Here is a 23,137-nt window from a genome sequence, read left to right on the forward strand (position 1 = left end):
GCAATTATGAGACGCGTGGCCGTCGCACTCGTCGTCATCCTCGCAACACAGGCTGTCGGCGCTGCCGCCGTACAGGGACCAGTTGACGTGGACGCGCAGTCCTCGAACGTGCAAGTGGCGACCGAGCCCGCCCGCGGGACGGTCGACGCCGCGACCGCACAATCGTCGACGATTCAGAAGGACATCGAACTCCACCTCACGCCGTCCGAACCAGGTTCCGTCGACGTCGTGGCCACGTACGACGTTCCGGATGCTGTGACAGCGCTGAGCGTGACGCTTCCCTCGGGCGCTGAGAACGTCGACTCGGAGTCGTTCACGCAGACGCCCGACGGCTACGAGTGGGACGAGACTACCGACCCCGCGAATCTGCGATTCACGCTGCCCGCGAACCAGACCGCCAGCGGCTCACGCGGACCGACTGTGCAAGCCGGCGGCGACTACTCATTTGTCGACACCGGCGAGTGGGCGCTCATTACGGTCCCCCAACTTCGGACGGGGTGGAGCTACCGCGGGCCGGAGGGGTCAGTAACTATCACGGAGGACGTCACCGTCGCTGATGAGGGCTCGACGGGCGGCGAAATCGCGTACCTCGGGCCCGTCGAGGAGTACACGCAGACGGCGAACGGCCAGCAGTTCACGCTTGCCGTCCCCGAGCACGCGTCGATGGTCGAGTCGTCCGGCGAGGTCCTGGACGCGCTCGGCGCGGCGTCGAGCCAGCTCCATGTCGGCGCGCGGGACGACGACGTTTGGTTCGTCGCTGCGCCAACGAGCGCCGACTGGGGCGTTCGTGGCGTCGAGTACGGCGGCAACGACGCGTGGGTGGTCGCCGATGCCCGGATCGACAGAGCCAGTAACGTCTGGTTCCACGAGTACGTCCACACCAGGCAGTCGTTCAGCACGGCGGAGAGCGGCCGGTGGACAATGGAAGCCGGCGCCGAGTACTACGCCGCTCTTCTGGCGTTACAGACTGACTACGTCAGCTTCTCGGCGTTCGAGACGCACATCTCGTACGGCGAGCGCGACCCATGGCGGGACGCTATCCTCTCGCAGCCGTCGACGTGGCCCGTCGGCGCAAACTACGTGAAAGGCAGCCTCGTCTGGGGGGCGATCGACCGGCGCATACGCCTCGCGACGAACAGCACCGCGACGATGGCTGACGTCCTCTACCGGTTGAATCAGCGCTCCGATCCTGTGACGAACGCGAACGTGCTGGCTGCGGTGCTGGACGTCTCCTCGCCGTCGGTTGAGGAGCGCGCGAACCAGTACACGAACACCCGCGAAACGCCCGAGATGTGGACGCGCAGCCAGCACGCCGACGCGTTCAGCACGCAGCCCGCGCGCATGGAGTTCGCGGTGCGCGAGTACCGCGTCAGCGGGCCGTTCCGCAACGAGACGTTCGCGCAGCTGCCGACGCTGTACGTCGGCGAGACCGTCACCGTCGTCGGCTCTGTGACCAACGCCGGTGGTCAGACTGGCGAGTACGTCGCTACTGTCGAGTTCGAGGGCGACGTGCTCGTGGAGACGCGCGGCGAACTCGCGTCGGGCGAAACCACCGAAGTCGCGCTCCGCGAGGAGGTGGGTGCTGCCGGCACGTACAACGTAACTGCCGGCCGGACCACGGTCGCCCTCGACGTACGAACGCCGGGGAACCTCTCCGTGAGCGACCTCTCCGTCGCCGAGTCGCGGGTCCAACCGGGCAGCGACGTGACCGCGACCGTCACGCTCTCGAATCCCAACGACGTGCCCGCGACGGGACCGGTCGCGGTGACGCTCGACGGCGAGGAAGTCGCGACCGTCGACGCGTCGCTCGCTCCGGGCGCGACCGCCACACGAACGCTGAACGTGACGCTTCCGGAAGCGGGCCAGTACACGCTCGCAGCCGGCGACAAGTCGGTTACCGTGTCTGCCGGTGACCTCGGAACTGGCACGGGTATTCCCGGCTTCGGCATCCCGGTAGCGGTCCTCGCGCTGCTCGTCGCCAGCCTACTCGCGCGGCGCTTCGAGTAGCATTACTGGCTGCTGAGGACGCTCCACTCGCTCGTTTCGTTGCCTCACTTTGTTCGGCCACGCGTCCGATACCGTTTAAGGGCGCGACCTGCTAGCCGACGTATGGTCGAGAACGTCATCTGGCCCGCGTACTTCGACGCGACGCTGTCGCGTCGCGAGGGCCGCCGCGTCCCCGAATCCCTCTCCGTCGAAGACCCGACGGTCGACGAGGTCGCGACCGCCGTCCAACAGGTCGGCTACGACGCGGTCGTCGAACGCGACGTCGCGTACCCGCGCCAGCACTGGGAGGACTCCGGGCGCGTCCTCGTGAAGGGTGCCGACGACGCCGGGAAGTCCGATCTCCTGCAGGCCGTCGCGGCGTACGTGACGGCGCTGCGCGAATAATGGAGCGCGCCGGCGACGTCGTCCGTACTGCGCAGAACGTCGCAGTCGTACGCTGCGAGAGCGACGACCACCCCGACATCGGGGCTGTAGTCGTCGACCAAAACCTCGACGAAGTCGGGCGCGTCGTCGACGTCTTCGGGCCGGTCGAGCGACCGTACCTCTCGGTCACGCCCAACGAGGGCGTCCACCTCCCGGTGCTGGTCGGCCAGACACTGTACGTTCGGTAGGTCGGCGAGTCGCAAAGCCAAAGCACGGGCGGGCCGACTGCCCGGGCATGAAGGATTCGCTGCGCGGCGTCCCGGTGCTCGTGGGCGTCGTCGCGCTGTTTCTCGTCGTGCAGTTCGGCGCGCTCGCGCTCCTCGAACCGTTCGAGAGCGCCGGCCTCCAGTCCACCGAGAACCCCCAGAACCCGCTGAACAGCATCTTCTACGTCGCGTTTCTGCTGGTCGCGACAGCTGGTATTCTGCTGGTCATCAAGTACGACCAGCAGTGGATTTTGCGCGGGTTCATCCTGTTCACGAGCGGGTTCATCGCGACGTACGTGTTCGGCGTCGTGCTCCCGACGGTCGAACTCGCAGGGGTGGACCTCGCGACCTACGGGCCGGCAGTCGCGCTCGTCGTCGCGCTGTACGTCTACCCGGAGTGGTGGGTCATCGACAGCGCGGGCGCCATCCTCGGGATGGGCGCGGCGGCGCTGTTCGGCATCAGTTTCGGGATTCTGCCGGCGCTCGTGCTGCTGACGGCGCTGGCCGTCTACGACGCCATTAGCGTCTACGGCACCGAGCACATGCTCACGCTCGCGGAGGGCGTGATGGAACTCCGGCTCCCCATCGTGTTGGTTGTGCCGGCGACGCGCGGCTACTCGTTCCTCGAAGAAGCCGACGGCGACGCCGAAGTCGTCAAGGAGGAAGACATCGAGGGTGACGAGGAGAGCGAATCCGAGGAGCGCCAACTCGAAGGCGTTGACGAGGAGGAACGCGAGGCGTACTTCATCGGGCTCGGGGACGCCGTGATGCCGACGATTCTCGTCGCGAGCGCGGCGCACTTCCTCGACACGCCCGTCGTGTTCGGCGTGGAGTTGGCGGCGCTGACCGCGATTGTCGGGACGCTGATCGGGCTCCTCGTCTTGATGCGAATGGTGTTCGCGGGGCGCGCACACGCCGGTCTCCCGCTGCTGAACGGTGGCGCTATCGCAGGCTACCTAGTGGGTGCGGTCGCGGCGGGCATCCCGCTCGTGGAAGCCCTGGGGCTCGCGCCGTACGTCTAAGCGCGCTGGAGTTGGGACTAGTCGGGGCGAACAGGTGGCGAAATGGAGTTGCGGAGCGGGCCGCCACACTCCCGCCGAACCGCTCCGCGCGACTCGTCAGGTCACGGGACCCGGTGGTCCCGCTCTCGTACCTCAACCTTCGTCCTACTCGCCGGTGAGCGCCTCGCTCGCGGGCGCGAACTCGATTTCGGTGCCGAGGTCGAGCTCGCTCGCGCGCTCGTAGAGCATGTATGCGGCCGCGGCGGTCTCGATGCCCGTGCCGCCACTGTCGAAGACGGTCACGTCGTCGTCGGAGACGCGCCCGGGCGCGTTCCCGGCGACCACGTCGCCGAGTTCAGCGTGGACGTGGTCCTCCGTGACGTCGCCCTCCTCAAGCGCGTGGATGAACGAGCCGGCGTCCTGCGTGACGCGGTCGCGGAGGTCGGGGACGTAGACCGCGCGCTCGATGGTTTCGGCGTCGAGTTCGTGCTTCTCGGGGTTGTACTGGCCCATCGCAGTGACGTGTGCGCCGTCCGCGAGGTCCGCGCTGTCGAAGACGGGTTCACTCGCGTTCGTCGCGGTGACGACGACGTCTGCGCCCTCGACGGCCGCGGTACTGGACGAAACGGCCTCGACGGAGACGGCGAGGTCGTCGTCCATCTCTGCGGCGAACGCTTCGCGGTTGGCTTCAGTCGGCGAGAACACGCGCACTTCGTCGAAGTCTCGGACTGTGGCGGTCGCGCGGAGTTGGCCGCGGGCTTGTGCGCCACTCCCGACGACGGCGAGCGTGCTGGCGTCCTCGCGGGCGAGCGCATCGACGCCGACCGCGCCCGCTGCGCCCGTCTTGAACGGGTTCATGCGCGCGCCGTCGACGATGGCGAGCGGCTCGCCGGTGTCGGCGTCGAACAGCGGCGTGACGAACCACGCGTCGGCGTCTGCGAAGCCCGCGCTGTACATGTAGCCGCCCATCGCGCCGGTCTCGGGGAGGACGGCGGCGTACGCGGTGAACATGCCGGGTGGGGACTCGTTGAGGAGTTTCGTGCGCGGCTCGGCGGGCGCGCCCTCGCCGCGTTGTCGGTACGCGTCGCGAACGGCCTCAACGTAGTCGGCGGGGTCGGCGAGCCCTGCGACGTCGTCGTCGGAGAGGAACAGCGTCTCGGTCATACGCGCCGTTTCGGCGGTCGCGTAGAAAAGACTCGTGGGAGTCAGTCCGCGGACTCGTAGCCGGAGTCGGCGTGCCGCTCGGTCACCGACGCGGGGTCGTTGACGAACAGCCCGTGCGCGGTCAGCGCGGTCGCCACGACCGCGCCGAGCGTGAGCGCCACGGTGAGGTCGACGCCCACCGCGTAGAGGCCGCCCGCGAGCCCGACCAGCGAGAGCGGAAGCGCCGCGAGCAGGGCGTCGTAGTAACGGTTCATGGTCACCTGGTACGTCTGCGTGCAGCCACATAATAGTTTGGTGCAGGTTTTACATATTATCTGCATAAGTTATAGCGCTCGGCTGCCGGAGGGCACACGCCTATAACGCTGACAGGCGATTCTGCGCCTGTACACAGTGAACCGGAACGACCGCTCTATCGTCGGACTCGTGGCGCTCGCACACGCTATGGTCCACACGTACGAACTCTCCATCCCGATTCTCATCCCGCTGTGGCTGGACACGTTCCCGGTCGGCCAGGGCACGATCGGCCTCGTCGTCGCTGCCGGCTACGCGCTGTTCGGCCTCGGCGCGCTCCCCGGCGGCATCCTCTCGGACACTGTCGGCTCGCGCCGGCTCATCGCGGGCTGCCTGTTCGGCATGGCCGCGTCGTTCGCCCTGCTGTCGGTCGCACCCTCCATCCTCGTCGTCGCGCTCGCACTCGTCTGCTGGGGGGTCGCCGCCAGCGTCTACCACCCTTCGGGGCTGTCGCTCATCTCCACGGGCGTCGAGGACCGCGGCGACGCCTTCGCGTACCACGGCATCGCCGGCAACGTCGGCACCGCCGCCGGCCCGCTCGCGGTCACGCTCCTGTTGCTCGTAGCGGACTGGCGGGTCGTCACCGCACTGCTCGCCGTGCCCGCCGTTATTGCGGGACTCGTTGCTCTCCGCGTTCGCTTCGACGAACACGCCGCCGTCGCTGCTACAGACGGTGGCGACTCGAAAGCCAGCGTCGGCGTCTCCTCGGTGAGCGAGTTCCTCTCGGAGTCGAAACTCCTACTCGCCGGGCCGTTCGTCGCCGTCTTCGCCATCGTCATGCTGAGCGGGCTCTACTACCGTGGCATCCTCACGTTCCTCCCCGACCTGCTCTCCGAGCTGCCAGCGTTCGCGCCCGTTCAGTTCGCCGGCCGCGAACTCGAGCCGTACCGCTACGCGTACGCCGGCCTGCTGATGGTCGGCGTCGCCGGGCAGTACGCCGGCGGGAAGCTCACTGACCTCATCCCGACCGAGCGCGGCATCGGCATCACGTTCGCCGCGCTCGCGGTGCTCGCCGTCGTCTTCCTCCCGGCCGCGAACGCCGGACTCCTGCCGCTGCTGGTGGTCGGCGCACTCCTCGGGTTCACGCTGTTCGTCATCCAGCCGATGTACCAGGCGACCGTCGCCCAGTACACGCCCTCGGGGACGCGCGGGCTCTCCTACGGGTACACCTACCTCGGCGTGTTCGGCGTCGGCTCTGCCGGCTCCGCGATGGCGGGGAGCATCCTCGAATACTCGAACGCGACCGTGCTGTTCGGCGTGCTCGCGGTGCTCGCGCTCGGCGGTGCGAGCATCGCGGCCGTGCTCGCCGCCCGGTAGCGGCTCTTCTAGCTACGGTAGTCGACGATGACGAGCGTGAGGAATCGCGCGACGGTGAGCGCTATCGTGCCGAACACGAGCGCGACGATGAAGAACTGGGGGTCGGCGTTCCCCGGGAAGAACGGTGTGCCGCGCAGCAGTTGCGCGAGGAAGTCTGCGCCCAGCCACGACGCCGCGCCGTACAGCAGCGCGGCGCGCGTGGACTCGCGGACGCTGGCGTCGTAGCCGCCCGCGAACGGCGCGACGACCACCCAGCCGACGACGAACGGAACGAGCACGCCGGCGTACCGCTGCGGCGTCAGTGAGCCGTGTGAGAGCGTCCCCACGAGCACGAACGCGAAGATGGCCAGCAGGTCGCCCGGCAGGAATCGAACGACTGCGCGCGGGTCGGCGTCGTAGAGGTCCATATCGGAGCCTTCGGAACGAGGGACTATGTTGGTCCCGGTTCGACGCCGACGACGGTGTACGCGAACCCGCGGTTGAGCACGCGAGCGTCCAGTCCTGTCTTCTCCATCCGCGCGGCGAGGTCGTCGGGCGCGTCGAACGACGAGTGGAACGCGACGGCGTGCTCGGCAGCGACAAGCAGGCGGCCTCGCAGCGTCTCTGGATTGAAGTCGCGGACGACGAGCACGCCACCGGGTCGAAGAACGCGCTTTGCTTCCGCGAGCGCACCGTCTCGGTCGGGGAAGTGGTGGAGCGCGTCCACGATAGTAATCGCGTCCACGCTGTCGTCGCGGTACGGGAGTGCGGCGGCGTCGCCGCGAACTGCTGGCAGTCCGCTCTCGCGGGCTTCCGCCAGCATCCGCGCGCTGGCGTCGACGACCGTGACGTCCCGTCCTGCGACCTCGGTGGTGTCCCGAGCGAGCGCACGGGCCGCGCGCCCAGTGCCACCGCCGACGTCGAGCACGCGGTCGACCGAGCGTTCGGCCGCTGCCAGCCCTGCTACGAGGTCGCCGCGGTCCGCGGCCGGCATCACGAGGTCGTACACCGGCGCGAACCACTCGAAGTACTGGACGTCGTGCATACACCTGCCTTCGGCCCGCAGGCACGCAATTCTTTGCCCTCGCCACCCAATCGTCGGGCGTGCAGTACGCGGTACTCGGTGGTCCCGACGACGGCCCGACGCTCCGCCTCGACTGGCGGGCGTTCAGCTACGCCGGGAAGTTCGTAATGTCGAACACCGGGAAAGCGATAGCGTTCGAGGGCGCGCCGCTGGCCGAGCGCGCGGACTGGCCGCCGGCGGCCCGCGACGCCGACGATCCGGTTGCGGATATTGTGGGTGCTGTCTCGTTCAACGACGACCGCACCGACTCGGGGACGGCGTGGCTGCGGTACGTCACGGTGCGCGAGGACCGCCGCAGCGACGGCATCGGCGCGCGCCTCTGCGCGTTCGCCGCGGACCACCTGCTCGCCGACCACGAGCGCGTCAAGATTGCGGTGAACAACCCCTTCGCGTACGAAGCGCTCCACAAGGCCGACTTCGGGTTCACGGGCGAGGAAACCGGCATCGCGGAGTTAGTGCTGGAGCGTCCCTGCGCGGACCGCGCGGCGCGCTATCAGGACGGCCTCGACGTCTACCGCGAACGCGACCTTTCCGAGGAAGAAGCGGCGTTCCTCGACCGGAAGGCTGGCAGCGGGCCGCCCGCGCGAATCGACTCGTAGCTTTTTCCGGGTCCGGCTCGGACCCCATCTCGTGACGCTGCTCTCGACGGCCCTGCTCGCGCTCGGTGCAGTCCACCTCGCTGCTGGGATTCCACTCCTGGTCGCTCCCGGATTCGTGCGTACCAGCCTCCCGGAGCGGTACGCCGAGGCGGTTGGCGACCGCGGCGAGTGGCGTGGCTTCGGTGCGGGTGTGACCAGTATCGGCATCTCCTTGCTCCTCGTTGGGAACGGCATCGCGTCGTAGCTCAACCGTTAAATCCGGGGGCCGCCTACGGGCGCGTAATGGGTAACGCGGACCTCCGGCAGCTCGCGGTCATCGAGGAGGTTCCCTTCGACGAATTGGAGGGGGACGTGGTGGCCGTGGACGCGCACAACTGGCTGTACAAGTACCTCACGACGACGGTCCAGTGGACCAGCGAGAGCATCTACACGACCAGCGAGGGCATCGAGGTCGCGAACCTGGTGGGCATCGTGCAGGGCCTGCCGAAGTTCTTCGAGAACGACCTCACGCCGATTTTCGTCTGGGACGGCGGCGTCACGGAACTCAAAGACGAGGAGGTCGAGGCGCGCCGCGAGCAGCGCGAGCGCTACGAGGAGGAACTCGAAGAAGCACGCGAAGCGGGCGAGGCAATCGAGGCCGCGCGCCTGGAAGCTCGCACGCAGCGACTCACGGAGACCATCCACGAAACCTCCCGGGAACTCCTGGACCTGCTGGACGTGCCGCAGGTCGAGGCGCCCGCGGAGGGCGAGGCGCAGGCAGCGCACATGGCGCGCGTGGACGACGACGTCGACTACGCGGGCAGCGACGACTACGACTGCCTGTTGCTCGGCGCGCCCGTGACGCTCCGCCAACTCACGAGCAAGGGTGCGCCCGAGCGCATGGACTTCGAAGCGACGCTCGACGAGCACGACCTGACGTGGGAACAACTCGTCGACGTCGGCATCCTCTGTGGCACGGACTTCAACGAGGGCATCACGGGCTTCGGTCCGAAGACCGCGCTGAAGGCCATCCACGAGCACGGCGACCTCTGGGGCGTCCTCGATGCCGAGGGCGAGCACGTCGAGTACGCCGACCGCATCCGCGAGATGTTCTTAAACCCGGACGTCACCGACGACTACGACCTCGACCTAGAGCCGTCGCCGGACATCGACGCAGCCCGCGAGTACGTAATCGAGGAGTGGGAGGTCGACGCCGCGGAACTCGAACGTGGGTTCTCTCGCATCGAGGACAGCGTCGTCCAGACCGGCCTCGACCAGTGGACCTGACGCCGGGACCCACGGGCTTTTCTCGCCGGCTCACCGAACTGGAGGTATGGACCTGACGTTCGCGGACATCGAAGCCATCATCGAGGACGAGATTCCGGACGCCGAGGCGACTATCTCGCGGATGCGCGGCGAGCACGACGACGACCACCTCGCGGCCACCGTCGTCTCGCCCGCCTTCGAAGGCAAGCGCCTCGTCCAGCAACACCAGCTCGTCTACGACGCCCTCGACGAACACATGACCGAGGAGATTCACGCGCTGGAACTGTCGACGTACACGCCCGAGGAGTACGAAGAGCACGCCTGAGGTCGGTGACTACGCCGTCCAGCGGGACTACTTGCTCGCCGCATGCCTCCGCGCCAGTAATTGTGCGCAGGGGAACGCGCTACTGAACCACTGTACCCGGACGACAGCTGCTTCCGAAGCGTTAGGAGGATAGGTTGATAGGGTCCGGTATGGAGACTCGACCACTCGAACCAACACGCGCGGGCACGACGGAAATCAGGCCCGGAACCTGGAAGATGGGTGGCGACCGTCGCGACGTGGGCGAAACGCGGGTACGGACAACTTTCCGGGCGGCGACAGGTGTGGACGTCGACTTCCTCGATGCCCTCGACGTTCGCGGCAACGGGCGGGGTGAATGAGTTGTTCGTCGACGCGCTCCGATACCCAATCCGGGACCGGACGCAGTTGGACGGGACAGCCAAGTGTCTCGTCTGCCTCCTGCTCGCCGGAATCCTCCTCCGAATCGCGAGTCGCATCTGGCCGGACTGGGCGTTTCTGGGCCCGCTCGTGCTCGCCATCGTCCCGGCGGTTGGGTTCTTCGGCCTCGTCGGCGGTGTCCTCTCGGGAGCGGGGTTCCCCGACCTCCTGACGCGTTCGACGGCGACGTTCGCTTGGCGACTGCTCGCCGTCTCGGCCGTCTACCTCCTCCTGCCGGTGCTCGCTATCGTCGCGACGGGCTACGTCATCGGGAGCGGAGCTGTCCCCGCCGCAATCGGCGGCATCACGGCGGCGACGCTGTCGACGGTCGCCCTACTGCTCACCATCGTCTGCAGTTACCTGCTGCCCGCGGCGGCCGTGACCGGTATCGAGGAGGGCGTCCGTGCGGGGCTCCGACGGGAAGCGCTCCGAGGGACTGCGTCGGGAGCGTACTTCCTCGCGTGGGTCGGTGCGATGGTACTCGTCGTCCTCTCGTGGAGCGTGGTCGCGACGGTGGCCGCGCGGAGTCTCGTCGCCGTCGTGGCCCTCGCGTGGTTCTCGTACGCGCACGTCGCCGCCGCGGCACTCCTCGCCGAGGGTGTCGAGCGAACGCGGTACTGGCAGCGGTGAACGGGAGAAGAGCGGCTATTCGAGGTCGATTGTCTCGGCGTCGTCCAGCGAGCGGTTGTGCAGCGCGTCGCCGGTCGCACGGTCGAAGATGTGAATCGCGTCTTCGGGAATCCGCGCGACGACCTCGTCGCCTTCGGGGACGCGAGTGAAGCCGTCAGTCGACGCGATGAGCGTCTCGGCGTCCTCGCCGGCGTCGGGGTCGAACTGGAGGTAGACCGTGTTCTCGTCGCCCATCGGTTCGATGACGTCGACGACCGTCTCGAAGTCGTGGTCGTCGCTCGCGCTCTCGACGAGTTCGATGTCTTCGGGACGGATACCGAAGACGAGGTCGGTCGTGTCGCCGAGGTTCGCCTGCACGTCGGCACTGATGGGGTACTCGAAGGAGTCCCCGTGCAGGACGCCGTCCTGCAGCGTCACGTCGAAGAAATTCATCGACGGTTCGCCGAGGAAGCCCGCGACGAATTTGTTCGCTGGCTTGTGGTAGCACTCCAACGGCGTGCTAATCTGCTGGAGTCGACCGTCGTTGAGGATGGCGATGCGGTCGCCCATCGTCATCGCCTCGGTCTGGTCGTGGGTCACGTAGATGGTCGTCACGCCGAGGTCGTCCTGGAGCCGCTGGAGCTCGGTGCGCATCTGCGCGCGGAGCTTCGCGTCGAGGTTCGACAGCGGCTCGTCCATCAGGAACACTTCCGGGTCGCGCACGATTGCGCGACCGAGGGCGACGCGCTGCTGCTGGCCGCCCGAGAGTTCGCTCGGCTTTCGGTCAAGCAGCTCGGAGATGCCGAGCAGTTCGCCCGTCTCGGAGACCATCTGCTGAATCTCGTCGTCAGGAATATCGGTGGACTCCTCCAGCCCGAACGACATGTTCTCGCGGACGGACATGTGGGGGTACAGTGCGTACGACTGGAACACCATCGCGATGTTCCGGTCCTGTGATTTCACGTCGTTGATGACGCGGTCTGCCAGCGAGAGCGTCCCGGAGGTAATCGACTCCAGGCCCGCAATCATCCGCAGCATCGTCGACTTGCCGCAGCCCGAGGGGCCGACCACGACGAGGAACTCGCCGTCGTCGACCGACGCCGAGACGTCGTCGACAGCGACGATTTCGTCGTTCCCGTCCTGGAATACCTTCGTTACCGAGTCGAGTTCAAGCGTTGCCATATCTGTGAGTTGTGATGGAAAGGTCGTTCGCGCGCCACACACCTATCTCTTCCGCGAGGTCGCCGAAGCCGCGAGCGGCGGCGGAACGGCTCACGCCGCCACCCCCTCGGCGAACTCGTCGCCGAAGAAGATGTAGACCGCGAGAGTCGGCAACGCCGCGAGGAACGCTCCAGCCATCCGGAGCGCGAAGTCCTGGCCCTCCAGCGAGGACCCGAGGCCGGCGAGAATCAACACGACCGGCGCGGCCGGGCTCGACTCTGTCGCGACTAGTACCAGCGTGAACAGCAGGTCGTTCCAGATCTGCGTGAATTGGTAGATGAGGACGACCGCGAACATCGGCCCCGACAGCGGGAGCACGATGCGGCGGTAGACCCGACGGAGCGACGCCCCGTCGAGTCGCGCCGACTCGATCATCTCCTCACTCAGGTTCGTGTAGTACGTCCGGAACAGGAGCGTACACATGGGAATCCCGTACGCGACGTGCGTGACAATCAGTTCGATGATGCCGGCGTAGTCGTTGGGGATGCCCAGCGCCCAGACGAACGACAGCAGGTTCGTGAGTCCGACCCACTGCGACCAGAACTGGGTCAGCGGCACCAGCACGGCCTGGTACGGGATGAAGATGCCCGCGATGATGATCGCGAGCAGCGGGGCCTTGTACGCCTGCTTCCAGTTGGGAATCGTGAGCCCGTACGCCATCAGACTCCCGACGACGGCCGAGATGACCGTCGCCGGCACGGCGTACAGCAGGCTGTTGCCCATCCCGCGCAGCAGCGCGTCGACGGACGCCTGCCACTTCGCCAGCGTGAACCCGCTCGGTCCCGGGGGAGCGAACGGCGCGGTCTCGATGACCGCAGTCCCGGTCTTGAACGAGGTGACTAGTCCGGACTCGATGGGGACGAGGTAGAAGACCGCCATCACGAGCAGCACGACGTACAGTCCGACGTCTTCTACCGTCGTCTGGTCGAGGGTCCGGCGGATTTGGGCCGCCACCGCCGCGTCGCCGTTCGTTCGAGATTCGGTGTCGCTCATAGGTTGTCCCTCCGGTATTCGTAGACGAGGTACGGGCCGATGACGCTGAGCGCCATCGCGAACAGGACGATGGCAATCGCGGACCCGTACGCCCAGTTGAGATTCGCGTACGCTTCACGAACCATCTTCGTCGCCAGAATGTCCGCACCGTTCGGCGGTCGATAGCCGCCGACCAGCGAGTAGAGGAAGTCGAAGGCCTTCATCGCGAACACCATCAGCACGACGGCGGCGCTGATGGTCGCGCCCTTCAACTGTGGGATGATGACGCGCCAGTACATCTTCAGGGTCGACGCGCCGTCGACCTTCGCAGCCTCGTAGTGCTCGCTGGGAATCGCGCGGAGGCCCGCGAGATACACGACCATCGCGTACCCCGAGAACTGCCACATCAGCGCGAAGATGATCGCTGGGAGGACGACTGCCTGATTCCCCAACCAGCTCACTGGGCCAAACCCGAACACGCCGATGACGCTGTTGACGATACCGTTGTTGTAGTTGTACATCCACAACCAGAACTGCGCGGTCACCACGAACGAGAGGCTCATCGGCAGGAGGTAGATCGTCCGGAACGAGTTCTCGAACCGGATTCCCCTGTCGATGAGAATCGCCAGTACGAGCCCAACCGCGAGCGTCACTCCGGTGAACCCGATGAGCAGGACGAAGGTGTTGATCGCGGCGTCGACGAATCCTGGGTCACCGAGCGCCCGCGCGTACATCTCGAAGTCGAGGTTCGAGTAGTCCGGTGCGTTCGCGAACCCCTGGTAGTCGGTCAGCGAGATGAGCAGGTTCCAGATGATCGCCCCGTAGACGAACAGCGCCATCAGCAGGAACGGCAGCAGCCAGAATACGGAGGACTCGGTGAAGTCGCTACCGAAGCGGCTATTCAGGGCCTCGGTGACCCGGCCGACGGGTCCCGGGTCCGACCCCGAGTCCGGCTGCCGAGGGGATTCTTCGCTCACGACGCCGCCGTCGGGACGGACCTCCTCGTCGGCCCGGGACGTCGGGCTGAGAGCGGCGCACAACCGACGGAGATTGTCGAACATGCGGCGGTTAGTTCGATACGGCGTCCAGGAACCCCTGCGTGGCCGCGTCGACGTTGTACGGGCCAGTGAATTCCGAGGAGATGACCTCGTTGAGTTGGCTCATCTTCTGGGACGAGACTGCGAGCCCGTGCTGGAGGGTCGGTGGCCGGTGTTCCGCGTTCGCGAAGTCCTCGGCCGTCTCCTGGAGGTACGGACCGAATTCGTCCATACTCACGTCGGTTCGGGTCGGGATGGACCCCTTGTACTGGTTGAACGCGATCTGGGCGTCCTTGCTGCCGACGAATCCCTTCCAGATTTTCGAGGCTTCCGGGGTCGGATTGTTCGCGGGGTAGAGGAACGAATCGAAGTGGACCGTGTACATGTTCTCCGTTCCCGGGAACGTCTTGAATCCCCAGTCGTCGTCGTAGTCGAAGTTTTCGGCGTTCCGGAACGCGCCAGCGGACCAGTTGCCCTGGTGGATGAAGGCGGCGTTGCCCTTGATGATGTTCTGATTCGACGCGGTCAGGTTGAGCGAGGCCGCGTCGTCGCTGATGTAGTTCTCCAGGATCTCCGCGGTCGTCTCGAAGGCCGCCCGGACGGCGCTCTCTGAGCCGTTACCCTCGACGAAGTCTATGTACGGCTGGTACCCTTCCTGTCCGAGCATCACGGCGGCCCACAGCTGGGTCGTCGTCCACGTACCGGACATCGCGTGGGTCATCGGCACCGCGTCGGTCTCGGTGGCGACCGTCTCGAAGGCGTCCAGGAGCGCCGAGAGGCTGGTCAGCGAGTCCACGTCGACGCCTGCCTCTTCGACGACCGAAGTGTTGTAGAACAGGCAGTTGAGGCGGTGCGAGCCGAGCGGGACGGCTCGGTAGCTGTCGTTCATCTGGTGGAGGTCGATTGCCTCCTGAACCATCACGTCCTCGAAGTTGTTCTCCTCCCAGACGTCGTCGACGCTGCCGAGGACGCCCTCGTAGCGACGGAGGTTGGGGCCGGGCCAGTTCGCGAACGACCCGGGCGGGTCGTTGCTCTGGAGTCGGTTGGCCACGACTGCGTCGAGGTTCTGATTCCCACCGCCACCGATGGGGCTCATGTTGAGTCCGATGTCGGGATGTGCCTCTTCGAACGCGGTGGTCAACGCTTCGGCGGCACGGGCACCGTCGCCGCCCGTCCAGCCGTGGAGCACTTCGACCGGGCCGCTAACTTCGCCACCGCTCGTCGTTCCGCTCGCGGTGCCGTCGTTCGTCGTTCCGCTCCCGCTGTCGCCGCCTCCGGTACAGCCAGCTATTCCGGCGAGAGCCGCAATACTGGCGCCTCGGATGAAGGTCCTTCTGGACCGTCCGCTGCCGCCTGACCGTTCGTCGTTGCCTTTGTGTGGCATGCATTCACGAATTAACCACAACTATAATAAAAGTTTGGAAAACAGCGTTACTGTCAACTGGATGGGTGTATTTAATTTAAATAGCGTGGGGTCGATTAATCCGCCAAGACCGTTGCATCATCGTCCCTTCCAAGGGGTGCAACTATAGCATTTCGCCGACCAGGACTGCTCGCCAGCGGGTTCGCCTGTTCACGGTAGACCAGAGATTTCGACCAGATCGCGCCCTCGGAGCGGTGGGAGTCGTCGTCAAACGATTCATATGCCGGTGTCAGTATTGCGGACGTATGGACGAAGCCGCTCTCCACCGTGCGCTCGAACGCGCCGGCCTGACGACGTACCAAGTGGAGGCGTACCTCACGCTACTGGAGGTTGGAACCGCGCCGGCCGTCGAGGTCGGGCGGAACTGCTCGGTGCCCGTCTCCCAGATCTACGACGTGCTCCGCGACCTCGAAGAGGCGGGGTACGTCGAGACCATGGACCGGGAGAAACTGTACGCGCGCCCGACGGACCCGGACGCCATCACGGCGGACCTCCAGACGCACAGCGAGCAACTCGCGGACGCCGCCGAAACCATCGAGGACCGCTACGAGCAACCGCAGTTGATGGACCACAAGGTGGCCGTCACCGCTCGCGCGCAGACCGCTGTCGACCACGCCGTCGACCTCGTCGAGGAAGCCGACCACGTCGTCGAAGTCGCCGCGCGGGAGGACCAGTTGGCACACCTCCAGCCCGCGCTCGAAGCCGCCCGCGAGCGCGGCGCCGTCGTCCGCGCATCGGTGTACACCGCCACGGACGCGGATTCGAGCGAGGGGTTCGACCCGAGCGGTGCCGTCTCGGAACTCCGCGGCTGCCCGATTTCCGGGCCGTTTCTCGTCGTCATCGACCGCGACCGCACGTGTTTCGCGCCGAACGCGCGCGCCGACGAGAGCTACGGCGTCCTGATTCGGGACCGCATTCTCCCCTTTATCGTCCACTGGTACTTCCTGACGTGCCTGTGGAACACTTATCCGAGTCTCTACCGCGCGGACGACACCGCGATTACGTACGTCACCGTCGAGGAGTTCATCAGGGACTGGTACGACTACTGGACCGACGACTACCGGCTCCGGGTTGCCGTCCACGGTGTCGACGTCGACTCGCACGACGACCGGACCGTCACCGGCACGGTGTCGGGCATCCACTACCTCGGCGCGGACAGTAGGGCCTCGCCGAGGCTCGCGGACCTCGCGAGCGTCACGACCTTGAACGTCGAGACTGAGGACGGTCCGGTGTCGATCGGTGGATGGGGGGCGGTGTTCGAGGACGTCGAGTTGCGTCGCATCGACGTCCTCGACGTGACCTACGAACAGTTCGAGTAGGGTCGGAGCCGCGGCGCGGCGTCCGGTCTCTCAGGTCGAGTGTCGCTCTCTACCAGGGCGGTCATTCTACGACAGATGGGGGAAGACTTACCTGGCTAAGTAGGTATCTAGAGCCCTGATATATCTATTTACGCTCAGTCTATGCGAATTACGATAATAGCATCTAAAATCCTGTTATAGGCTCTATTGGTTTGTTTGAGTGGGCCTTATCAAATTCCCTGCTTCTTGAATGGTACAGAATTGACCACGCTGGAATTTTCCGAAATAGCACGTCTGAGGGTGTTTGAGCCGAGATATTCCGATAGTGCTAAAGACTACCGCTCCAGAATGATAGAGAATCAAATAGAAATAAATAATCGACAATATTTTGATGTAAAATACTTGGGGCTGGTGGGCTGTTATCCGATGGAATACTGGTTGGCACGAATGATTGATGGGGTAACGAATCGAGCTTGCCAGCGCGGAGTCGGCGTTCGACCTGGAACAGAACCGACCCGCGCAGTCCACCCCCGTTCGTAACAACTGTACTCGTGTTATTCTATCCGGGCGAAGCAGCAAGGTAGCTAGTCGATGTGTCCGTATTCGTGCTCTATTCGAGAACTATTAAAAGCCGAAGGTAAATATTCAATCACATAGAATGTTTGTCTATCATACCACAAAACCAGCGTAATTGAGCAGCTATCCTGTTTAGAGACGACTTCAGTATCTGCCTACACAACAGCTTTGGAGAGTATTTCTATATCGTAGTAGTGTGCTTACATAGAATTACTACTGGAAACGCTGTAGCAATCGTCGGAAGAACGAAGAATCGACTCGAAAACGGGCCCGCGACCGAGACGAGGGCGAGCGGTTCAGTCGAGGTCGAACGAGGTCGAGAGCGAGTCGACGAACACGTGGTAGGTGCCGGCTTCGACGACGTGGCCGCCGTGGGGCTGGTAGAACCCGAAGTGTTCGGCGGGCACGGAGAGCGCGACCTCGATGGCTTCGCCGGGGTCGACGTCGACGCGCTCGAAGCCGACGAGTTTCCGGTCGGGCTGGACGCGCGAACTCGTCTCCTGGCGCGCGAACACCTGCACCGTCTCCGTCGCGGTGCGGTCGCCCGTATTCCGGACTGTCACGGACACGTCCACGTCGCCCTCGCGTTCGGCGGCGTCGACGCGCAGGTCGTCGTACTCGAAGGACGTGTAGCTCAGGCCGTGGCCGAACTCGTACAGCGGGTCGTAGGAGTCGGGGTGCTCGTCGTCGCCGATTGGCCGGGGGTGCGCGAGGAAATTGAACCGCTGGGGGAGGTCCGCCGCGGACTCGGGCACCGAAATTGGGAGCCGGCCGCTCGGGTCGTTGTCGCCGAACAGCGTCTCCGCGACGGCGTGCCCGCCCTCAGTCCCGGGGAAGTACGCCAGCATAATTGCGGGCACGTTGTCGTCCAGCCAGTCGACGGCGAGCGGGCGTCCCGTAATCAGCACGCCGACGACCGGCGTCCCGGTTTCGTGCACGCGGCGCGCGAGCTCCTGCTGGGCGTCGGAGAGCCCGAGTTCCGAGCGCGTCGGCCACTCACCCGTCTCGATTCCGGCCTGCGCTTGCGGCCCGAACTCGTGGAGGTACCAGCCCTCGCCGAGCGCGAGCACGGCGACGTCCGCGTCGGCGGCCTTCTCGACGGCGGCGTCGACGTCCAACGCCTCGTCGAGCGTCGCGCCCTGCTCGTAGGTGACGTCGCCGTCCGTGCGCTCCGCGACGGCGTCGAGCACCGTCTCGCCCAGCACGTTCTCGTCGTTCGCGATGCTCCAGCCACCCAGTTGGTGGACGATGTCGTCGGCGTTCGGACCGCCGACGAACACGTCCTCGTCGCCGTCCAGTGGGAGCAGGCCGTCGTTTTTCAGCAGCGTCATGCTGTCCCGTGCAGCGTCCCGAGCAGCGTCACGGTGGTCGTCGCTGCCGACCGTGTCGCGCGCGTCTGCTTCGTCGACGAACGGGTCCTCGAAGACGCCCAGCTCGAACTTGACGCCGAGCACCCGGCGGACGCTCTCGTCGAGTCGCTGCTCGTCGACGTCGCCGTCCCGCACGAGGTCGACGAGGTGTTCGGCGTGGCCGGTGTGCCCGACGGACGCGACGTCGACGCCGGCCTCGCGGGACTGCCGGACTGCGTCGCGGCGGTCGGCCGCGGTGCTGTGGTCGTCGGGGAGGTGTCGCACGCCGTTCCAGTCGGAGACGACGTGCCCGTCGAACCCGAGTTCGTCGCGCAGGAGGTCGGTCAAGTACCCACGGGAGCCGTGGGCCGGCGCGCCGTTAATCGAGCTGTACGACGGCATGATGGACTCGACGCCGGCGTCGATGGCCGCCTCGAACGGCGGCAGGAAGACGTTCCGGAGCGTGTACTCTGAGACGTCCACGGGGGAGGCGTCCTCGCCGCGCACGGGCTCGCCGTACGCCGGGAAGTGTTTGGCCGTCGCGACGACCGAATCCTCGTCGCCGATACCGTCGCCCTGATAGCCGCGGACCTTCGCGGCCGCCAGTTCCGCGACCAGCCGCGGGCTCTCGCCGAACGTCTCGAACGTACGGCCCCAGCGCGGGTCGCGTGCCACGTCGCAGGTCGGCGAGTAGTTCTGGTGGGCGCCGACGCCGCGCACCTCCGTCGCAGTCACGTCCGCTGCGGCTTCGACGCCGTCCGTGTCCCACGTCGCGGCCGCGCCGAGCGCGTTCGGGAACACCGTCGACCCCGCGACGTAGGCGTTCCCGTGGACGGCGTCGACGTTCAACAGCAGCGGGATGCCGAGTCGCGTCTCCTCGATGGCGTACTCCTGGAGTTCGTTGACGGCGTCGACCACGTCGTCGAGTTGCTCGTTGAGCGCGTCACCCCACCCGAACGGCGCGGCGACGCCGACGTGGTAGTCCCGAATCATCCGCTTGACGTCCGCGAGGTCGGTCGGTTCGTCGTCGAGGTGGCCACACCACGTCCCGACGACTTGGCCGGCTTTCTCTTCGAGGGTCATCCGTTCGAGCAGGTCGGTGACGCGTTCCTCGACCGATAGCTCCGGCTGTCGGTACGGGGGTCGCTCGTCGTCGGCGTTCATCGACAACACAGTTTCCCCCTCCGCTACAAAAAACGCGGGGTCGAAGCACCGGCGGTGTTCAGATAAGCAGACGAAAGTAGCGGAGACGACGTTGCGTTTTGAACGCCCTCGGTGGTCTCGACCGTCGGGAGACTCGCTATGCTCGTCTCCCGTGGTCTCGTTCGTTGCACTCACGACACTCCCGCGGCTCGCTGCGCGCGTTCGCTCCCGCTGGTCGCTCACGTGCTTACTTCGTCCTCAGAACCCGTCGGGTTCTGATGGGTGGTTCGAGAGGACGAAGTCCTCTCGTCATCCCGAGAGACGCCGTCGGCGTCTCTCGGTCGACTGCGGAAGACGCGTCGCGTCTTCCGAACGCCGGGGTTCGCCGAGTGGGCGGTCGGCTGTACCGACCGCCGCAAAACGTGGCGGCGAAGCCGCCACGCGCGCCTCGCCCTTTCAATCCGCCGGAAATCCCCGATTTCCGAGGCCTCGGGAGCGCGTTGCTCTCCCGGCGACCACCAGGGAACCGGCTGATTCGCCGGCTGAAGCTGTGTTCAGATGAATCCTTATCTGAACACCACCGGCTGGTGATGCCCGAAGCTTATGGTGGTCGGCTGACACCGTCGGGACGTGACACAGTTCGGCTTCCAACTGTACAGCCTGCACGCCGTCGACGACCCGTTGCCGGCCGTCGTCGAACGCGTCGGCGAGACGCCCTTCGACGGCGTCGAATTCGCCGGGCTGGACGACGCGACCACTGACGAACTGAACGCGGCCCTCGACAGCGCTGGCATCGACGCTGCTGGTGCGCACGTCGGGCTCGGCGACCTCGAAACCGACCCGGAGGGCGTCGCACAGACGTACCGGGACCTCGGCTGCGAGGCCGTCGCCGTCTCGTGGCTCGACCCCGAGCACTTCGCGTCCGACGACGCCGCGACTGTCGCGAGCGAACGGCTCGCGGCTGCCGCGGACGACCTCGCCGAGCACGGTCTGGACCTCCACTACCACAACCACGACCAGGAGTTTACCGACCTCGACGGCGCACCCGCAATCGACGCGCTCCTCGACGCGGCCGACGGCGTCGGCTACCAAATCGACCTCGGGTGGGTCGGCGCCGCAGGCTACGAACCCCTGGACGTCTTCGAGACGTACGCCGACCGCATCGACCTCGTGCACCTCAAGGATTACGACGCGGCCGCCGGCAAGACGGTCAAAGTCGGTGAGGGCGACCTCGACATCGCCGCGACCGTCGATGCCGTCCGGGACGCCGACGTCGACTGGCTCGTCTACGAGGCAGAAGAGCACCCGGACTCGTACGCGACACTCGACTACGCCGCCGACGTCGTCGACACCTACTGGTAGGCCCTATTCAGCCCAGTAGGCGTCGCCGGGCTGGGTCTCGAAGACGGCGCGCTGGAGCACGTCGACGGCCTTCTCGAGGCCCTCGCGGCTGCTCGTCAGCGCGTCCTCGTGTTCGATGGAGAGCGCGCCGTCGTAGCCCACCATCCGGAGCGTCGACACGACGTCTTTCCAGTGGTCCTCACCGTGGCCGTAGCCGATGGAGCGGAACAGCCACGAGCGCTCTTCGACCTCGTCGTAGGGCGTCGTGTCGAGGACGCCTTTGGTCCGTGCGTTCGCGTCGTACACCTTCGTGTCCTTGGCGTGGACGTGGTGAATCGCGTCGTGCTCGCCGAGGAAGCGGATGGCTTCGAGCACGTCGACGTCCTGCCAGTAGAGGTGCGACGGGTCGAAGTTCGCGCCGATGGCGTCGCCGGTCCGCTCGCGGAGTTCGAGCATGCCGTGGGGCTCGTAGACGAGCATGTTCGGGTGCATCTCGATGGCAACGTCGACGCCGCGGTCGGTCGCGAACGCCGCAATCTCGGTCCAGTAGGGAATCGCGACGTCCTCCCACTGGTACTCGTGGGCGTCGGCGTGCTCGGTGGGCCACGGTGCCGTAATCCAGTTCGGAACCGAATCGTCGGGGCCGCCGGCCGGCAGCCCCGAGAACGTCGTCACCGTGTCCACGCCGAGTTGGGCCGCGAGCTCGATGGCTTCGCGGAGCTCTCGGTCGGCTGTTGCGGCGTGGTCGTCGTCGGGGTGGAGCGGGTTGTTGTGCGTCGCGAGCGCGGAGACGCGGAGGCCGTGGTCGTCGAGCGTCGACTGCAACTCGGCCTGTGCGGCCTGGTCGTCGAGGTACTGCTCGCGCGGCAGGTGGGCGTCGCCGGGACTCCCGCCGCAGCCCAATTCGACTGCGTCGACCCCGAGGTCCGCAACGTAGTCGAGGGCGTCGTCGAGCGATTCGTCGTGCAACGGAACGGTGAGTACGCCGATGTCCATGATTAGAGTGCTATCGCGTGTCCGGCTTCGGCCGAGCGGTAGATTGCGTCGATGACGCGCTGTACCGAAAGCGCCTGTTCGACCGTGTTGCGTTCGACCGGCTCGCTCTCCCGGACGGCGTCGAAGAAGTACTCCTGTTCGAGCGCGTGGGCGTCCTCGTCGCGCGTCTCGACGCTGGTATCGCGGAAGTGGTCCGCGCCGCCGTCGCCGACCTCGTGGAGCGTGAGGGCGTTGTCGTTCCGGTCGAAGGTCGCCCCGCCCTCCGTCCCTTCGACGACGAAGTCGTTGTTCGGCGGGCGGTTCGCCGCCCACGCCACTTCCAAGGACAGCGTCCGCCCGTCTGCGGTGCGGACGAACGCGGTCGCGTGGTCGTCGACGTCGAACGCGACCTCCTCGGCGTCGTCGCCCCACATGCTGAGGTAGGTGTAGTCCTCGCGCGTGCCGAACTCCGAGCGCGTCTGCCCAGACACCTCGACGATTTCGGGGAAGTCCAGGAAGTGCAACGCGAGGTCGATTGCGTGCACGCCGATGTCGACCAGCGCGCCGCCGCCGGAGACGTCCTTCGTCGTGAACCAGCCGCCGCGACCGGGGACGCCGCGCCGCCGGACGTAGTTGGCTTCGACGTGGGTCACGTCGCCGAGTTGGCCGTCGTCGATGGACTCCTTGAGCACCTCGGCGGCCGGGAGGAAGCGGTTGTTGAACCCGACCATGCAGAAACCGTCGGCGTCCCGCGCGGCGTCCGCGATGCGCTCGGCGCTGTCGAGCGTGTCCGCCAGCGGCTTCTCGCAGAACACGTCCGCGCCGGCCTCCAGCGCTGCCACGGCGTACTGCTCGTGGTACGCGTTCGGCGTCGTGACGATGACTGCGTCGACGCCCGCGTCGTCGAGTTCGTCAAAGGTCTCGAACGTCGGCACACCGTACTCGTCCGCGAAGCGCTCGCGCGCCTCCTCGACGACGTCGACGCCGCCGACGAGCGTCTCGCCGAGGTCCGTCAGTCGTTCAGCGTGGTGGTGGCCGATGTTGCCGAGGCCGACGATACCGACGCGTACTGGAGAGTCACCTCTTCGCATACGTCATTCACTCACAACCGCGGTGTTAATAGTTTGGAGGCTAAGTCCCCGTCCTCAACGAGCAC

The 23,137-nt window shown here is 66.2% G+C and carries 23 protein-coding genes; 12 read left to right on the forward strand and 11 right to left on the reverse strand.

Annotated elements, in window-relative coordinates:
- Positions 1-6 precede the first annotated feature (6 nt).
- The 4 genes from LT974_RS07365 (at position 7) to LT974_RS07380 (ending at position 3,658) form a co-directional block, all read left to right on the forward strand.
- Entirely contained in the window at positions 7-2,007 is a 2,001-nt protein-coding gene (locus tag LT974_RS07365) for a PGF-CTERM sorting domain-containing protein (RefSeq protein ID WP_232590093.1), read from the forward strand.
- 102 nt (positions 2,008-2,109) lie between these two features.
- The gene (srp19, locus tag LT974_RS07370; RefSeq protein ID WP_230888717.1) at positions 2,110-2,391 is read left to right on the forward strand and encodes a signal recognition particle subunit SRP19; all 282 of its coding nucleotides are present in this window, start codon (positions 2,110-2,112) and stop codon (positions 2,389-2,391) included.
- On the forward strand, positions 2,391-2,618 hold the full coding sequence (locus LT974_RS07375) for an H/ACA ribonucleoprotein complex subunit GAR1 (RefSeq protein WP_232590094.1): 228 nt from the start codon (positions 2,391-2,393) through the stop codon (positions 2,616-2,618). Before srp19 ends, LT974_RS07375 begins: the two co-directional genes overlap by 1 nt.
- A 47-nt stretch (positions 2,619-2,665) precedes the next feature.
- On the forward strand, positions 2,666-3,658 hold the full coding sequence (locus LT974_RS07380) for a presenilin family intramembrane aspartyl protease PSH (RefSeq protein WP_232590096.1): 993 nt from the start codon (positions 2,666-2,668) through the stop codon (positions 3,656-3,658).
- A gap of 144 nt (positions 3,659-3,802) precedes the next feature.
- Here the strand turns inward: LT974_RS07380 and LT974_RS07385 are convergent, their stop codons facing one another.
- On the reverse strand, positions 3,803-4,801 hold the full coding sequence (locus LT974_RS07385; protein ID WP_232590098.1) for an ornithine cyclodeaminase family protein: 999 nt from the start codon (positions 4,799-4,801) through the stop codon (positions 3,803-3,805).
- A gap of 41 nt (positions 4,802-4,842) precedes the next feature.
- Positions 4,843-5,055: a hypothetical protein gene (locus LT974_RS07390; protein WP_232590100.1), complete on the reverse strand. Its 213-nt coding sequence runs from the start codon at positions 5,053-5,055 to the stop codon at positions 4,843-4,845.
- 136 nt (positions 5,056-5,191) lie between these two features.
- Here LT974_RS07390 and LT974_RS07395 point away from each other — a divergent pair, with 136 nt between their 5' ends.
- Complete coding sequence (locus tag LT974_RS07395; protein WP_408611703.1) at positions 5,192-6,409, forward strand: MFS transporter; 1,218 nt, start codon at positions 5,192-5,194, stop codon at positions 6,407-6,409.
- 8 nt (positions 6,410-6,417) lie between these two features.
- Here the strand turns inward: LT974_RS07395 and LT974_RS07400 are convergent, their stop codons facing one another.
- Both LT974_RS07400 and LT974_RS07405 read right to left on the reverse strand, forming a co-directional pair.
- A complete protein-coding gene (locus LT974_RS07400; protein ID WP_232590103.1) occupies positions 6,418-6,816 on the reverse strand; it encodes a DUF3054 domain-containing protein in 399 nt (132 codons plus the stop codon).
- Between the two features lie 23 nt (positions 6,817-6,839).
- Positions 6,840-7,433: a class I SAM-dependent methyltransferase gene (locus tag LT974_RS07405; protein WP_232590104.1), complete on the reverse strand. Its 594-nt coding sequence runs from the start codon at positions 7,431-7,433 to the stop codon at positions 6,840-6,842.
- Positions 7,434-7,492: 59 nt separating this feature from the next.
- On the opposite strand from LT974_RS07405, the gene LT974_RS07410 reads away from it, so the two are divergent.
- The 5 genes from LT974_RS07410 (at position 7,493) to LT974_RS07430 (ending at position 10,667) form a co-directional block, all read left to right on the forward strand.
- On the forward strand, positions 7,493-8,071 hold the full coding sequence (locus LT974_RS07410; protein WP_232590105.1) for a GNAT family N-acetyltransferase: 579 nt from the start codon (positions 7,493-7,495) through the stop codon (positions 8,069-8,071).
- Between the two features lie 31 nt (positions 8,072-8,102).
- Positions 8,103-8,315 carry a hypothetical protein gene (locus LT974_RS07415; protein ID WP_232590106.1) on the forward strand — a complete coding sequence of 71 codons (213 nt, stop codon included), beginning with the start codon at positions 8,103-8,105 and terminating at the stop codon, positions 8,313-8,315.
- A gap of 38 nt (positions 8,316-8,353) precedes the next feature.
- Positions 8,354-9,337 carry a flap endonuclease-1 gene (gene fen, locus LT974_RS07420; protein ID WP_232590108.1) on the forward strand — a complete coding sequence of 328 codons (984 nt, stop codon included), beginning with the start codon at positions 8,354-8,356 and terminating at the stop codon, positions 9,335-9,337.
- Positions 9,338-9,383: 46 nt separating this feature from the next.
- A complete protein-coding gene (locus tag LT974_RS07425; protein WP_232590109.1) occupies positions 9,384-9,641 on the forward strand; it encodes a BolA family protein in 258 nt (85 codons plus the stop codon).
- A gap of 300 nt (positions 9,642-9,941) precedes the next feature.
- Positions 9,942-10,667 (forward strand): hypothetical protein, encoded by a 726-nt coding sequence (locus tag LT974_RS07430; RefSeq protein ID WP_232590110.1) that lies wholly within the window; start codon positions 9,942-9,944, stop codon positions 10,665-10,667.
- 15 nt (positions 10,668-10,682) lie between these two features.
- Here LT974_RS07430 and LT974_RS07435 read toward each other — a convergent pair whose 3' ends face one another.
- The 4 genes from LT974_RS07435 to LT974_RS07450 all read right to left on the reverse strand — a co-directional run bounded on the left by LT974_RS07435 (position 10,683) and on the right by LT974_RS07450 (position 15,065).
- Positions 10,683-11,828: an ABC transporter ATP-binding protein gene (locus tag LT974_RS07435; protein ID WP_232590111.1), complete on the reverse strand. Its 1,146-nt coding sequence runs from the start codon at positions 11,826-11,828 to the stop codon at positions 10,683-10,685.
- Between the two features lie 90 nt (positions 11,829-11,918).
- Positions 11,919-12,860 carry a carbohydrate ABC transporter permease gene (locus LT974_RS07440; protein WP_232590112.1) on the reverse strand — a complete coding sequence of 314 codons (942 nt, stop codon included), beginning with the start codon at positions 12,858-12,860 and terminating at the stop codon, positions 11,919-11,921.
- Positions 12,857-13,900, reverse strand: a complete 1,044-nt coding sequence (locus tag LT974_RS07445) for a carbohydrate ABC transporter permease (protein WP_232590113.1) — start codon at positions 13,898-13,900, stop codon at positions 12,857-12,859. The genes LT974_RS07440 and LT974_RS07445 overlap by 4 nt, the downstream gene beginning before the upstream one ends.
- Positions 13,901-13,907: 7 nt before the next feature.
- Positions 13,908-15,065 (reverse strand): ABC transporter substrate-binding protein, encoded by a 1,158-nt coding sequence (locus LT974_RS07450; RefSeq protein WP_408611710.1) that lies wholly within the window; start codon positions 15,063-15,065, stop codon positions 13,908-13,910.
- Positions 15,066-15,544: 479 nt separating this feature from the next.
- Between LT974_RS07450 and LT974_RS07455 the strand changes: the two genes are divergently transcribed.
- The gene (locus tag LT974_RS07455; protein WP_232590115.1) at positions 15,545-16,618 is read left to right on the forward strand and encodes a TrmB family transcriptional regulator; all 1,074 of its coding nucleotides are present in this window, start codon (positions 15,545-15,547) and stop codon (positions 16,616-16,618) included.
- 851 nt (positions 16,619-17,469) lie between these two features.
- Here LT974_RS07455 and LT974_RS07460 read toward each other — a convergent pair.
- Complete coding sequence (locus LT974_RS07460; RefSeq protein WP_232590116.1) at positions 17,470-19,686, reverse strand: glycoside hydrolase family 3 N-terminal domain-containing protein; 2,217 nt, start codon at positions 19,684-19,686, stop codon at positions 17,470-17,472.
- A 609-nt stretch (positions 19,687-20,295) separates the two neighbouring features.
- On the opposite strand from LT974_RS07460, the gene LT974_RS07465 reads away from it, so the two are divergent.
- Positions 20,296-21,027 carry a sugar phosphate isomerase/epimerase family protein gene (locus tag LT974_RS07465; protein WP_232590118.1) on the forward strand — a complete coding sequence of 244 codons (732 nt, stop codon included), beginning with the start codon at positions 20,296-20,298 and terminating at the stop codon, positions 21,025-21,027.
- A 3-nt stretch (positions 21,028-21,030) separates the two neighbouring features.
- Here LT974_RS07465 and LT974_RS07470 read toward each other — a convergent pair whose 3' ends face one another.
- Together LT974_RS07470 and LT974_RS07475 are read right to left on the reverse strand one after the other, a co-directional pair.
- On the reverse strand, positions 21,031-22,002 hold the full coding sequence (locus LT974_RS07470; RefSeq protein ID WP_232590119.1) for a sugar phosphate isomerase/epimerase family protein: 972 nt from the start codon (positions 22,000-22,002) through the stop codon (positions 21,031-21,033).
- Between the two features lie 2 nt (positions 22,003-22,004).
- On the reverse strand, positions 22,005-23,072 hold the full coding sequence (locus LT974_RS07475) for a Gfo/Idh/MocA family protein (protein WP_232590120.1): 1,068 nt from the start codon (positions 23,070-23,072) through the stop codon (positions 22,005-22,007).
- Between the last annotated feature and the right edge of the window lie 65 nt (positions 23,073-23,137).

The organism is Halobacterium noricense (assembly GCF_021233435.1).
GTDB lineage: Archaea > Halobacteriota > Halobacteria > Halobacteriales > Halobacteriaceae > Halobacterium > Halobacterium noricense.

What these genes read in the sequence shown, in the direction of transcription:
- LT974_RS07435 (WP_232590111.1), bottom strand. Translation starts at nt 11,828, where the DNA reads ATGGCAACGCTTGAACTCGACTCGGTAACGAAGGTATTCCAGGACGGG.
- LT974_RS07475 (WP_232590120.1), bottom strand. Translation starts at nt 23,072, where the DNA reads ATGCGAAGAGGTGACTCTCCAGTACGCGTCGGTATCGTCGGCCTCGGC.
- fen (WP_232590108.1), top strand. Translation starts at nt 8,354, where the DNA reads ATGGGTAACGCGGACCTCCGGCAGCTCGCGGTCATCGAGGAGGTTCCC.
- LT974_RS07470 (WP_232590119.1), bottom strand. Translation starts at nt 22,002, where the DNA reads ATGGACATCGGCGTACTCACCGTTCCGTTGCACGACGAATCGCTCGAC.
- LT974_RS07405 (WP_232590104.1), bottom strand. Translation starts at nt 7,433, where the DNA reads ATGCACGACGTCCAGTACTTCGAGTGGTTCGCGCCGGTGTACGACCTC.
- LT974_RS07380 (WP_232590096.1), top strand. Translation starts at nt 2,666, where the DNA reads ATGAAGGATTCGCTGCGCGGCGTCCCGGTGCTCGTGGGCGTCGTCGCG.
- LT974_RS07425 (WP_232590109.1), top strand. Translation starts at nt 9,384, where the DNA reads ATGGACCTGACGTTCGCGGACATCGAAGCCATCATCGAGGACGAGATT.
- LT974_RS07385 (WP_232590098.1), bottom strand. Translation starts at nt 4,801, where the DNA reads ATGACCGAGACGCTGTTCCTCTCCGACGACGACGTCGCAGGGCTCGCC.
- LT974_RS07390 (WP_232590100.1), bottom strand. Translation starts at nt 5,055, where the DNA reads ATGAACCGTTACTACGACGCCCTGCTCGCGGCGCTTCCGCTCTCGCTG.
- LT974_RS07460 (WP_232590116.1), bottom strand. Translation starts at nt 19,686, where the DNA reads ATGAACGCCGACGACGAGCGACCCCCGTACCGACAGCCGGAGCTATCG.
- srp19 (WP_230888717.1), top strand. Translation starts at nt 2,110, where the DNA reads ATGGTCGAGAACGTCATCTGGCCCGCGTACTTCGACGCGACGCTGTCG.
- LT974_RS07365 (WP_232590093.1), top strand. Translation starts at nt 7, where the DNA reads ATGAGACGCGTGGCCGTCGCACTCGTCGTCATCCTCGCAACACAGGCT.
- LT974_RS07400 (WP_232590103.1), bottom strand. Translation starts at nt 6,816, where the DNA reads ATGGACCTCTACGACGCCGACCCGCGCGCAGTCGTTCGATTCCTGCCG.
- LT974_RS07440 (WP_232590112.1), bottom strand. Translation starts at nt 12,860, where the DNA reads ATGAGCGACACCGAATCTCGAACGAACGGCGACGCGGCGGTGGCGGCC.
- LT974_RS07455 (WP_232590115.1), top strand. Translation starts at nt 15,545, where the DNA reads ATGGACGAAGCCGCTCTCCACCGTGCGCTCGAACGCGCCGGCCTGACG.
- LT974_RS07445 (WP_232590113.1), bottom strand. Translation starts at nt 13,900, where the DNA reads ATGTTCGACAATCTCCGTCGGTTGTGCGCCGCTCTCAGCCCGACGTCC.
- LT974_RS07430 (WP_232590110.1), top strand. Translation starts at nt 9,942, where the DNA reads ATGCCCTCGACGTTCGCGGCAACGGGCGGGGTGAATGAGTTGTTCGTC.
- LT974_RS07375 (WP_232590094.1), top strand. Translation starts at nt 2,391, where the DNA reads ATGGAGCGCGCCGGCGACGTCGTCCGTACTGCGCAGAACGTCGCAGTC.